The sequence below is a fragment of the Staphylococcus sp. HMSC056G08 genome, from assembly GCF_001812305.1.
Classification (GTDB): Bacteria; Bacillota; Bacilli; order Staphylococcales; family Staphylococcaceae; genus Staphylococcus; species Staphylococcus simulans.
The window spans coordinates 21515-34630 of record NZ_KV808450.1; the positions used below are offsets into that span (position 1 = coordinate 21515).

11 protein-coding genes are annotated in these 13116 nt (G+C 36.7%); 6 read left to right on the top strand and 5 right to left on the bottom strand.

Annotation, left to right across the window (positions count from 1 at the left end):
- Positions 1-23 precede the first annotated feature (23 nt).
- The gene (locus HMPREF2846_RS03960; RefSeq protein ID WP_002481875.1) at positions 24-935 is read left to right on the top strand and encodes a fumarylacetoacetate hydrolase family protein; all 912 of its coding nucleotides are present in this window, start codon (positions 24-26) and stop codon (positions 933-935) included.
- A gap of 175 nt (positions 936-1110) precedes the next feature.
- On the opposite strand, the gene HMPREF2846_RS03965 is transcribed toward HMPREF2846_RS03960, so the two are convergent.
- The 3 genes from HMPREF2846_RS03965 to HMPREF2846_RS03975 form a co-directional block, all read right to left on the bottom strand.
- On the bottom strand, positions 1111-1506 hold the full coding sequence (locus HMPREF2846_RS03965; protein ID WP_002481876.1) for a YisL family protein: 396 nt from the start codon (positions 1504-1506) through the stop codon (positions 1111-1113).
- A gap of 134 nt (positions 1507-1640) precedes the next feature.
- The gene (locus HMPREF2846_RS03970; RefSeq protein ID WP_002481877.1) at positions 1641-2963 is read right to left on the bottom strand and encodes a CoA-disulfide reductase; all 1323 of its coding nucleotides are present in this window, start codon (positions 2961-2963) and stop codon (positions 1641-1643) included.
- Between the two features lie 104 nt (positions 2964-3067).
- Entirely contained in the window at positions 3068-3913 is an 846-nt protein-coding gene (locus HMPREF2846_RS03975; protein WP_002481878.1) for a Cof-type HAD-IIB family hydrolase, read from the bottom strand.
- Between the two features lie 229 nt (positions 3914-4142).
- On the opposite strand from HMPREF2846_RS03975, the gene HMPREF2846_RS03980 reads away from it, so the two are divergent.
- The 3 genes from HMPREF2846_RS03980 to clpB all read left to right on the top strand — a co-directional run bounded on the left by HMPREF2846_RS03980 (position 4143) and on the right by clpB (position 9473).
- Positions 4143-4451 carry a metal-sulfur cluster assembly factor gene (locus HMPREF2846_RS03980; protein ID WP_002481879.1) on the top strand — a complete coding sequence of 103 codons (309 nt, stop codon included), beginning with the start codon at positions 4143-4145 and terminating at the stop codon, positions 4449-4451.
- Between the two features lie 302 nt (positions 4452-4753).
- A complete protein-coding gene (locus tag HMPREF2846_RS03985) occupies positions 4754-6607 on the top strand; it encodes an acyltransferase family protein (RefSeq protein WP_083309968.1) in 1854 nt (617 codons plus the stop codon).
- A gap of 259 nt (positions 6608-6866) precedes the next feature.
- Complete coding sequence (gene clpB, locus HMPREF2846_RS03990) at positions 6867-9473, top strand: ATP-dependent chaperone ClpB (protein WP_002481881.1); 2607 nt, start codon at positions 6867-6869, stop codon at positions 9471-9473.
- Positions 9474-9572: 99 nt separating this feature from the next.
- Here clpB and HMPREF2846_RS03995 read toward each other — a convergent pair whose 3' ends face one another.
- Complete coding sequence (locus tag HMPREF2846_RS03995; protein ID WP_002481935.1) at positions 9573-9776, bottom strand: YjzD family protein; 204 nt, start codon at positions 9774-9776, stop codon at positions 9573-9575.
- A gap of 259 nt (positions 9777-10035) precedes the next feature.
- Between HMPREF2846_RS03995 and HMPREF2846_RS04000 the strand changes: the two genes are divergently transcribed.
- Both HMPREF2846_RS04000 and fabF read left to right on the top strand, forming a co-directional pair.
- A complete protein-coding gene (locus HMPREF2846_RS04000; protein ID WP_023015800.1) occupies positions 10036-10977 on the top strand; it encodes a beta-ketoacyl-ACP synthase III in 942 nt (313 codons plus the stop codon).
- A gap of 11 nt (positions 10978-10988) precedes the next feature.
- Positions 10989-12233, top strand: coding sequence for a beta-ketoacyl-ACP synthase II (gene fabF, locus HMPREF2846_RS04005; RefSeq protein ID WP_002481937.1), 1245 nt, complete (start codon positions 10989-10991; stop codon positions 12231-12233).
- Between the two features lie 440 nt (positions 12234-12673).
- On the opposite strand, the gene HMPREF2846_RS04010 is transcribed toward fabF, so the two are convergent.
- Entirely contained in the window at positions 12674-13048 is a 375-nt protein-coding gene (locus HMPREF2846_RS04010; protein WP_002481938.1) for a DUF3899 domain-containing protein, read from the bottom strand.
- Between the last annotated feature and the right edge of the window lie 68 nt (positions 13049-13116).

Below are 13116 nucleotides of genomic sequence, written 5' to 3' on the forward strand. Positions count from 1 at the left end.
TTGAGATGAGGAGCTGATATTGAATGAAATTTTTATCATTCAAATATAATGATGAAACATCGTATGGTGTGAAAGTAAAACGTGAAGAAGCAGCTTGGGATTTAAGAAAAGTTTTCGCAGATTTTGGTGAAGGCGACTTCCATCCTAAGACTTTATTAGAAGGTTTAGAACAAAACCATACATTAGATTTCCAAGAGCAAGTGCGTAAAGCAGTTGTCGCAGCAACAGATAGTCCAAATTCAGAAGACTATAAAGTACAATTTGCAGACTTAGAATTTTTACCACCTGTGACACCGCCGAACAATGTGATTGCATTCGGACGTAACTATAAAGAGCATGCGGATGAATTGAATCATAGTGTAGAACGCTTATACGTGTTCACAAAAGCAGCATCATCTTTAACAGGTGATGAATCAACAATTCCTAACCATAAAGATATTACAGATACATTGGATTATGAAGGTGAATTAGGGGTTGTTATCGGTAAATCAGGCGAGAAAATTCCTAAAGGTTTAGCATTAGACTATGTATACGGCTATACAATCATTAACGATATCACAGACCGTACAGCACAACGTCAACAAGACCAAGCCTTTTTATCTAAAAGCTTAACTGGCGGTTGCCCAATGGGTCCTTATATCGTTACTAAAGATGAATTACCGACACCTGAAGACGTAAATATTGTCACAAAAGTAAACAATGAAATTCGTCAAGATGGCAATACAAGTCAAATGATTCTTAAAATTGATGAATTGATCGCAGAAATCTCTAAATTTGTTGCTTTACACCCAGGTGATATCATTGCGACAGGTACACCATCAGGTGTTGGGGCAGGTATGAATCCGCCTCAATATTTACAACCTGGTGATGAAGTTAAAGTAACAATCGATAATATCGGTACTTTAACTAACTTTATCTCTAAAGAAGAAGAGTAATTAATTATCATCATGCTTTTTAATTAAGCATATTATTATAATAAAGCCCGAGTTGAAATGAATTTGTTTCAACTCGGGTCTTTTAATATCCAAAATAGAAAAATTAATTTTCACTTAAAGTTTAAACGCAATAAGAAAAGCTCGTTACTACATGTGACGAGCTTTAAATGGTTTATTAATTACCAATGCCGAATAGGCTTGAGATTGGTCCTTCTGGTAAGATAATGCCTAATGCCATTGTGATAATGATTAGAACGATCGTACCCCAGAATAAACCTGTGTGTGAAACTGAACGTTCTTTACGGATTAATGTCACTTCCATTAAAGCAACAACTGCGATACCGCAAATCATTTTTAATGTGAGTAACATATGTGCACTACCTGTTGCAGTAGCGAATTCTACAACAACTTGCCACACACCACTGAATAAGATCAATACTAAGAACAAACGTAATGCCATGTGCAACGGTTTGTAAGCTTTCTTAGGTGCACCGGGTGATTTAAAACTGAAATAAGCTGCGATAAATAAAATGATCCCGATGACCCAGCTGAAAATGTGTAAATGTAACATGTAATTTCCCCATTTCTTCAATATTCCGTATCTATGATAACATATAACCTTAGCTTAATTATAATGATTATAATTATTTTTAATTTATTTTTGAATACTTGATGGTTTTATGGATTTTCTCTAAATAATATATATTATTTAGATTGCGCTTTATAACCCACCATATTAATAATATCTTTAGGTGAACTATAAGGCGGCGCATAAGCTGGTTCAAATTCAGTTAGTTCATCAATGGTCATATTGTTTTGCATGGCCATTGAAAGTACATCAATACGTTTATCTGCACCTGCTTTACCGACTGCGGCAGCGCGTAAAATACGACGTGTATCTTTGTCGAAATAGACACGTAAATGGACACGTTCTGCGCCAGGGAAGTAGCTGGCATGGTTGTATTGTTCATTTTCAGTCATACCATAATTAAAGTGTTTCAATTCGTTTGGTGAGATACCGACACTCGTTAAAGTATAATCAAAGAATTTCACCGCATTTGCGCCTAAGAAGCCTTTAAACGGCGGAGCACTGTCTAAAGCGATATGTTGTGCTACAATGCTGGCAGCACGATGTGCACCCCAAGCTAGCGGTACACGTGTTGGTAAGTCAACATGACGATAATAGTAAGAGGCAATGTCGCCAATCGCATAAATGTCTTCAAAGTTCGTTTGGAAGTATGCGTTGACTGGGACATAACCATCGTCATCTAATTTGATGTCAGTATCTTTAAATGATTCATTGTTCGGTACAATACCGAGCCCTTCAATAATCATGTCGAAGTCTTCTTGTTTACCTGATTTGAAGTGCACCGTTTTACCCTCTACAGTGTCAATTTCTTCATTGAGTCGATAATCAATTTTGCGTTCATCCATCGCATCGAAAATCACTTGGTTCATATCTTGATCCATGAATTTATTGACTTTATCTGAGCGGTGGATTAATACCGTTTCTAAACCGTGATGATATAAGTTTTCTAAGACTTCTAATGAAATGTAGCCGGCACCGACAATCAGTACCTTTTTAACATTATTTTGTTTAATGTAGTTTTCAATTGCATCTGTATCTTCTAGGTTACGTAGTGTAAAGGCCATATCAGTGTCCAGTGGGAGTGAGTTTGCGCGACAACCTGGACTTAAAATTAATTTATCGTAATTGTCTGTGAATGTTTCGCCAGTCTCTCTGTTTTTGACTGTCACTTCTTTTTTAGAAGGATCAACATGTGTAACTTCGTGATAGACATGTGCATCGATATCTTTTTGTTCTTTTAAACCTTCAGGTGTGTAATTGAGCAATTGCGAACGATCTGGAATAATACCGCCTAAATAATAGGGAAGACCACAGTTCGCAAAAGTCACATCACGATCTTTCTCATACACTGTTATCTTATAGTCTGAATTTAATCGGCGTAATTGGCTTGCGACTGTTGCGCCGCCAGCGACACCGCCGACAATAATAATATGTGTCATGTTTTTACCTCCAATATGATGTAATAAAAAAACAAGGTTGATACAAAGTGTCATAATAGATTGTCTTTAAAACACTTGCAAACCTTGAATTGATAAGATTTATATTAACAAGAATGCACGTTTGCGTTTTCTTGATAAGGAATATTTAAACTGAAAAAGTCATTTAAATAACGGCCGATACCGTCTTGGTTGTTAGAATAAGTTGTTTCTTTTGCGATGTGTTTCAGTTCATCTAAGCCGTTATCCATCGCTACGCCATGTTTCGCGTATTTAATCATTTCGGTATCGTTATCTTCGTCGCCGAAAGCGATAATGTGATTACGGTCTACACCGAGTGCATCTTTCACACTATCAATTCCTCTCGCTTTACTTATACCCCGTTTAACAATCTCTATAACTGGGAATGGCGCACCCCAGCGGCGATGTTCAATACTTTCTGCGAAGAAACGTGACAACATTTGTTTTACTCTTGGAATCATATGCTCTTCGGCTTCGATTAAAATAGAAGTCGGTGATTCATTTAATTGGCTGACGATATCTCCAGTCTCAATTTTAGGATTGCCCATAGAGAAACCTTCGAATAGATGTTCATCGTACGTATCGATAAAGACATGGTCTTTTACTTCTGCGATAATATTTTTTACCTGCATATTACGTAATGCGTCAATAATACTTGAGGCCAAGTCTGGATCCAATGTCTCATGTGTGACAGGGAAGTCAGCATCTGTCGGATTATGCACATAGGCACCATTGAAGTTGACAATCGGCGTATTTAAACCTAATTGGTCATAATAAGGGCGGCTGGCTCTGAAAGGTCTGCCTGTCGCAATCATGATATGGTGGCCTTGTTCTTTTAACGTTTGTAAAACTTTAAATGTATATGGTGAAATTTCTTTTTCATCGTTTAATAATGTTCCGTCTAAATCTAAACAAATTAAATAAGGTTCCATAGTATAATCTCCTTGTGCTTAAGTTGATAAATAAATCTAAATGCGGTTTGACGCATGAAATGGATGAATTGAGTATAAACACTGCTCAATCTCCTTATATGAAACATTGTCTATAAATAGGCTGATTCATTTTTTTGTGAATGTATTCCTATAATAGCATTTTATTGGAGTTTTGTCGGATATTTGATATATTGATAATAACCATAATTGCATAAAAGAGGTGAATATAATGGATGAAGCATTAAAAGATAATATCTTAGGTGCATTAGAAAACGTAATTGACCCTGAGCTCGGCATTGATATCGTCAACTTAGGTTTAGTATATAAAGTCAATCTCGAAGACGATGGTTTATGTAAAGTAGAGATGACACTAACATCAATGGGTTGTCCCTTAGGACCGCAAATTATTGAACAAATCAAAATGGCGCTTGCAGAAATTCCGGAAATTCAAGATACTGAAGTGAATGTTGTTTGGAATCCGCCATGGAATAAAGATATGATGTCACGCTATGCGAAAATCGCTTTAGGCGTGAGCTAAGAGATATCATGCCAATGATATAAGAAATGAAACGACTTATTTGTTTAAAGCTAATGAAAAATAGCTGAAGACGATAAGTCGTTTTTTTTATCCCGAATTGTACTTGTTCACAAAATTGTTATAAATGAGTTGTGTGATTCATGCTAAATAAAAGATTTATTCAAATAACTATAAAATATCTTGATATTGCAAGAATATTACATTAATATTACAATTGGTAATTATGACACTCACGTGTTCTGTCACATACATAGAGCACAATGAACCACGCAAAATCTTAAATCAGAAAGAAAGGTAAATGCATGACTAATTTGAAACGCAGTTCAGCTCAGAACAGTGCATCACCTGAAAAACCTAAAAAAATGAACTATATGCCTGGTTTAGATGGGTTAAGGGCAATTGCTGTGCTCGGTATTCTTATCTACCATTTAAATAAACAATGGCTTTCAGGCGGATTTCTTGGTGTAGATACGTTCTTTGTTATTTCTGGATATTTAATCACAAGTCTTTTATTAATAGAACATCATCAAACAGGAACGATCAGTTTAAAGCGCTTCTGGTACAGACGTATTAAACGTTTGATTCCAGCAATGTTATTTGTGGTCAGTGTAACTACGATATTTACGTTGTTATTCCAAAGAGATGAAATACTTCGTGTTAAACAAGATGCGATTGCGGCTATTTTTTACGTCTCTAACTGGTGGTATATCGCTAAAGATGTCAATTATTTCGACCAATTTTCATTTGAACCTTTAAAACATTTATGGTCTCTTGCGATTGAAGAACAATTCTATTTATTCTTTCCTTTAGTTTTGATTTTATTACTGGCTAAAGTTAAGAAACATAAACAAATTGTATTGATATTTTGGATTATCTCATTAGCTTCATTATTAGCAATGGTGTGGATTACACATCCTGGCATGAACTTCTCACGTGTGTACTTCGGTACAGATACACGCTTGCAAACGTTATTACTCGGTGTCATTCTTGCATTTTTATGGCCGCCGAACCGTTTGAGAAAAGATCCGCCGCTTGCGGTACGTATGTCAGTTGACTTGATGGGAGTTATCTCATTAGCAATTTTAATGGCTTTATTTGTCGTTGTAGAAGACCAAAGTTACTGGATTTATAACGGTGGTTTCTACTTGATTTCAGGGATTACACTCTTCTTAATTGCAAGTGTGGTACATCCGAGCGGCTTATTAGCACGCTTTATGGGCAATCCATTATTTGTATATATCGGACAACGCTCATATAGTTTATATTTATGGCATTTCCCAATTATCGTATTATTGCATCGCTACTTTGTAGCAGGACAAATTCCAGTATGGGTGTATGTCGTAGATGTTGTTTTAACATTCATTATGGCCGAAGTGTCTTATCGTTATGTTGAAACACCATTTAGAAAACAAGGCTTCAAAATGTTGTCATTTAGAACGAAATCAAAACGTATTTGGGTTCATTGGCTGGCATTATTAGTCATTGCGATTCCGTTTGCGGTAATTTTAGCAGGTGTCTTTGATCATTACGGTAAAGATAAAACTGCGGATAAAGCGACTCAATTCAATACAAATTCAATTGATAAATATGTGGTACGCCCAGTGCCGTATGGCAAAATTGATTTCTTAGGCAATGGCGGCGGTAAGCAGCCAGAAGAACAAGTTGAAGTATACAATAAAGTGAAACCTTTATTAATCGGTGACTCTGTTATGGTTGATATTGGTGAACGCTTTAAAGAACAAGTACCGCATTCAGTCATTGATGGTAAAGTGGGACGTAATATGTACCAAGCTAAACCATTAATCGAACAAAATTACAGTCATTATAATAAAAAAGGCGACCAAGTCATTATTGAATTAGGTACGAATGGTGACTTCAATAAAGAACAATTAGATGATGTCATCGCATCATTCGGTAAAGCAGACATCTATTTAGTCAACACACGTGTGCCGCGTTCTTATGAAGGACACGTTAACCAATTGATGAAAGAAGCGGCTAAAGAACATAAAAACGTTAAACTCGTAGATTGGTATAAACGTTCGGCAGGACATCCTGAATACTTCGCATACGACGGTATTCATTTAGAGTATCCAGGTGTTAAAGCATTATCTGATGAAATCATTAAAACAATGGGTCTCAGTAAAAAAGACAAGTAAATAGAAACGAATACAAGAACTGAAATCAGAAAATGAACGCTGATTTCAGTTCTTTTCTTATATTTAGAGTGAGTTTGTTATAGGTAAAAGTTTTGTGGTAAAGCATACGAGGAATGACTTAAAAAGAAGAGAAAAATTTACTGAAACGAAGCGTTATAAGTTGAAAAATAAAGGGTCGATGCTCTATACTATGTATAAGGTCAAAGAAAGTCAAAGTAAAAAGGACTTGCAAGCATACTGAGTAACAGAGGTGAAGAGAATGGATGCAAATAAGATGACCTATGCCGTGCAAGAAGCGTTACAACAAGCGATTCAACTTGCACAAGACTATGAACAACAAAATGTAGAAATAGAAGCGGTGTTATTAGCTGCCTTAAAAGAAACAGATAGTTTATTTAATAGTGTATTAGAACGTGCCAATATTGATACGAGTGAGTTAGCGAACGCATATGATTCAAAATTAAAACGCCATGCGACAGTTAAAGGCGATAATATTCAATATGGTCAATATATCGGCAATGAAACCAATACGCTGTTTAATAAAGCAGAAGCTATTATGAAAGACTATGATGATGAGTTTGTATCAATGGAACATGTGTTGTTAGCAGCCATGGAAGTTGATGAGACAACTAAATCATACGTCGGAAATAAAAATGAAGTAATCAAAGAAATTATTAAGAAGATCAGAGGAGGAAATCACGTGACATCACAAAATCCAGAAGCGAACTATGAAGCACTTGAAAAATATGGTCGTGATTTAGTAGAAGAAGTCCGACAAGGAAATATGGATCCAGTTATCGGAAGAGATGAAGAAATTCGTAATACGATTCGTATCTTAAGTCGTAAAACGAAAAATAACCCTGTCTTAATCGGGGAACCAGGTGTCGGTAAAACTGCGATTGTTGAAGGATTAGCACAACGAATTGTGAAAAAAGACGTGCCGGAATCCTTATTAGATAAAACAATCTTCGAATTAGACTTAAGCGCATTAGTGGCTGGTGCAAAATACCGTGGTGAATTCGAAGAACGCTTAAAAGCAGTCTTAAAAGAAATTAAAGATGCTGATGGTCGTATTATTCTCTTTATCGACGAATTGCATATGCTAGTCGGTGCAGGTAAAACAGACGGTGCGATGGATGCAGGCAACATGTTGAAACCGATGTTAGCACGTGGTGAATTACACTGTATCGGTGCAACAACTTTAAATGAGTATCGTGAATATATTGAAAAAGACTCAGCATTAGAACGTCGTTTCCAAAAAGTAAACGTGTCTGAACCTGATGTAGAAGATACAATCTCTATTTTACGTGGATTGAAAGAACGCTATGAAGTGTATCATGGTGTACGTATTCAAGACCGTGCATTAGTTGCTGCAGCAGAATTATCAGATCGTTATATCACAGATCGTTTCTTACCAGATAAAGCAATTGACTTAGTAGACCAAGCATGTGCGACAATTCGTACAGAAATGGGTTCTAACCCGACAGAACTCGACCAAGTCAACCGTCGTGTAATGCAGTTAGAAATTGAAGAAAATGCGCTACAACATGAATCAGACAGTGTCAGCCAACAACGTTTGAAAGAACTTCAAGAAGAGCTTTCAAATGAAAAAGAAAAACAAGCAGCGTTACAATCTCGTGTAGAACAAGAAAAAGAAAAAATTGCGAAACTACAAGAAAAACGAGCAGAGCTTGATGAAAGCCGTAAAGCATTAGAAGATGCTGAAAATAACTATAATCTTGAAAAAGCAGCGGAATTGCAACACGGTAAAATCCCTCAATTAGAAAAAGAATTACGTGAATTAGAAGATGCGTTCCAAGATGATCAAGTTGGTGATGAAGAACGTATTATCCGTGAAATTGTGACTGATGAAGAAATCGGAGATATCGTCAGTCAATGGACAGGTATTCCAGTTACAAAATTAGTGGAAAGTGAACGTGACAAATTACTACACTTAAACGATATCTTGCATGAACGTGTCGTAGGTCAAGATAAAGCCGTTGATTTAGTTGCAGATGCGGTTATCAGAGCACGTGCAGGTATTAAAGACCCTAACCGTCCAATCGGAAGTTTCTTATTCCTAGGACCAACAGGTGTCGGTAAAACAGAGCTTGCTAAAGCATTAGCTTCTAGCTTATTCGATTCAGAAAAACACATGATTCGAATCGACATGAGTGAGTATATGGAAAAACACTCTGTCTCTCGTTTAATTGGAGCGCCTCCAGGCTATGTAGGTCACGATGAAGGTGGTCAATTAACAGAAGCAGTGCGTCGTAATCCTTACTCAGTCATCTTATTAGATGAAGTAGAAAAAGCACACTCTGATGTCTTCAACGTGTTATTACAATTATTAGATGAAGGTCACTTAACAGATTCTAAAGGCCGTAACGTAGACTTCAAAAACACAATCATCATTATGACAAGTAACATCGGTTCGCAAATCTTACTTGAACAAGTGAAAGAAACAGGTGTAATTACAGAAGACACAGAAAAAGCAGTCATGAATAATTTAAATCAATTCTTCAAACCTGAAATCCTGAACCGTATGGATGATATTGTATTATTCCGTCCATTATCAGTAGATGACATGAGCTTGATTGTAGAAAAAATCTTAGCAGAATTGAATATCCGCTTATTAGATCAACGTATTTCAATTGAAGTGTCAGACGCAGCGAAAAAATGGTTGGGTGAAGAAGCATATGAACCGCAATTTGGTGCGCGTCCATTAAAACGTTTTGTACAACGTCAAATTGAAACGCCGTTAGCACGTATGATGATTAAAGAATCATTACCAGAAGGTACAACAATTAAAGTTGACTTAGATGATGATGGTTTACAATTTGATGTAGAAAAAGCACAAATATAATGATTAATATAAAGAAACAGCCGTATCGCATTTGATACGGCTGTTTTCATACATAAAAAAATCCAGCAAGAACTTTTGCTGGATGCGAAATGCGGGCTGTTATTGTTTACTGTCTTCTTCTGCAGCAGATGGCTTAATAGGTTTCATTAGTGCGTCTAAAGCAACGATAGCAAGTGTAAAGACAACTGCTAAAACTAATGGAAGAACCATATCTAATGTTCCGCCGCCGGCTAAACTGTTTAACACGAAGTTAACCATTTGAAGCAGCAAAACAGACCAGAATAGTACCATAATGTATTTCATCTGTTGTGCCTCCATATTTCATCTTTAGTTCAATTATAAAATAGAGTAATTGCTTTGTATAGTGAAATCAGGAAATTCGACACAAGAGCCAAGTTGTAGAAGATGAAACAACATCACATTTATTGTGATACGCGCGTTCAAATATTATAATAGTGTAAGCAATGTCATGATGGATACGAATAAAGCACTTGTATTCAAAAAGTAGAATATGATAAATTAATACCTGGTATTAAAATTATTTTTAAGAAGGTGTAGAACCATGAATGTGGGTATTAAAGGTTTTGGAACTTACGTTCCAGAAAAAGTAGTAGACAATGCCTATTTTGAATCGTTTTTAGAAACATCTGATGAATGGATTTCTAAAATGACTGGAATCAAAGAACGTAGATGGGCAGGCGAAGACGAAGAAACATCAGATCTTGCTTATGAAGCAAGTGTGAAAGCAATTGAAGATGCAGGAATTAAACCTGAAGATATAGATATGGTAATTGTCGCAACATCAACAGGAGACTTCCCGTTTCCAACTGTAGCAAATATGTTGCAAGACCGTTTAGGTTTAGGAAAAGTTGCGACGATGGATCAATTAGCAGCATGTTCAGGATTTATGTATTCCTTGATTACTGCCAAACAGTACATACAGTCAGGTGACTATCATAATATTTTAGTAGTCGGTGTGGATAAACTTTCTAAAATTACTGATTTAACAGATCGTTCGACTGCTATTTTATTCGGTGATGGTGCAGGTGCAGCAGTAATCGGTGAAGTATCTGAAGGACATGGTATCTTAAGCTATGAAATGGGTTCTGACGGCAGTGGCGGCAAGTATTTATACTTGAACCACGATAACGGCAAAATCTTTATGAATGGTCGTGAAGTGTTTAAATTTGCGGTTCGTATTATGGGAGAAGCTTCTCGTAATGTAGTGGATAAAGCCGGATTAACTGCTGATGATGTCGATATGTTCGTACCGCATCAAGCGAACATCAGAATCATGGAATCTGCTCGTGAACGCTTAGGTATTCCAAAAGAAAAAATGAGTGTATCAGTAGATAGATTCGGCAATACTTCAGCGGCTTCTATTCCGTTAAGTATTGGACAAGAACTCGAAAACGGCAGAATTAAAGACGGCGATGTCTTAGTGCTAGTCGGTTTCGGCGGCGGCCTGACTTGGGGCGCAATTACATTAAGATGGGGAAAATAGGAGGATAAGGTATGAGCAAAGAGCAACGCGTTGTAATTACAGGAATTGGCGCATTATCTCCATTAGGAAATGATGCAGAAACGTCATGGGAAAACGCTTTAAAAGGTGTTAACGGAATTGATGAGATTACTCGTATTGACACATCTGATTACAATGTTCATTTAGGCGGAGAATTAAAAGACTTCAATGTTGAAGATTATATCGATAGAAAAGAAGCACGTCGTATGGATCGTTTCACACAGTATGCGGTAGTAGCGGCACGTGAAGCGGTACAAGATGCGAAGTTGGATATTAATGATAAAACAGCTGACAGAATCGGTGTATGGATTGGTTCAGGTATCGGAGGCATGGAAACTTTCGAAGTGGCACATAGCCAATTGTTAAATCGTGGACCACGCCGTGTCAGTCCGTTCTTCGTACCAATGTTGATTCCTGATATGGCAACAGGCCAAGTATCAATTGATTTAGGTGCTAAAGGACCAAACGGTTCAACAGTGACAGCTTGTGCAACAGGTACTAACTCAATTGGTGAAGCATTTAAAATTATCCAACGCGGTGATGCAGATGCGATGGTAACTGGCGGTAGTGAAGCGCCGATTACACATATGGCAATTGCTGGATTCAGCGCAAGCCGTGCGTTATCTACAAACAATGACAAAGAAACAGCATGTCGTCCATTCCAAGAAGGCCGTGATGGCTTCGTAATGGGTGAAGGTGCAGGTATCGTAGTACTTGAGTCGTTAGAATCAGCACAAGCACGTGGTGCGAAAATTTACGCTGAAATCGTTGGTTATGGTTCAACAGGTGATGCGTATCATATCACTGCACCAGCGCCTGAAGGTGAAGGCGGTTCTCGCGCAATGAAAGCTGCGATGGATGATGCAGGTATCGAACCGAAAGATGTACAATACTTAAACGCACATGGTACAAGTACACCAGTAGGTGACTTGACTGAAGTTCTTGCGATTAAAAATACATTCGGAGATGCTGCGAAAAACTTGAAAGTCAGCTCAACTAAATCAATGACTGGCCACTTATTAGGTGCTACAGGTGGTTTAGAAGCTATCTTCTCAGCGCTTTCTATTCGTGATAGTAAAGTTGCGCCAACAATCCATGCAGTAACACCAGATCCTGAATGTGATTTAGACTTCGTGCCAAATGAAGCACAAGACTTAGACATCACATATGCGATGAGTAATAGTTTAGGTTTCGGTGGTCACAACGCAGTATTAGTATTGAAAAAATTTGAAGACTAATTTTAAATAGACCTAAAAATAAGCCAGATGTTTGGACTCTAAATCAGAGTGCAAATATCTGGCTTTTGTCTTTCCTGAAAATACAATTGTATTTTATGCAGGAGCATTCATATTGAATATACAGATGCGATAGTGTAACAAAACGAATGGATTTTTCAGGTTTAATATACAAAAAGACATGCGATTATTACTATATTTCACTGAAAACCCTACAATGAATGTATTAAATTAATAAGAAATACAAAAAATAGATAAATAACTTATGTTAAATTTTCTTGTTTAGTACTAAAAATTTAGATTTTGTCAATGATGTATAATATGTGAAAAGTTTCCTTTGTATATCCTGAATAGACAATTGAAATTAAGTGGTAAATAAAACTAGCAATTAAATAGGTAGAAAAAAACGGCAAAGTGAAATCACTCTGCCGTTTTTTTTGTGGTTAAAAAGTGAAAGTCGCTAGCAAACATAAAATGACATAAACCACATTGACTAAAGTTAAATAGATCGTCCAACGTTCTACAATATAGACCTCTCTTTTAACTTGTTTAGGATTAATAAATTCATCATCAACATGTGCTTTACGATGTTTGGCACTAGACATTTGGTAGCGCAAACGCCTGAAACCATAGCTTGTCGCATCAAAGATACCATCTTGAACTAAGATGAAAACGAAGCCGACAATAAAAAGCAACATACTGACAATGAATAAAATGTCGATAAATTGGGTCCACGTATGTTCGCGAAACAGCCAAATAATCAAACTTAAAACAGGTGAGAATATTGCCCAGAAAATCCATCGGAAATGTTTATTCATATCACGATTACCTCTCGATTCATTAAAAATTTAAAAGTAATTCATCAGCATTTATTTAGTAATAACTA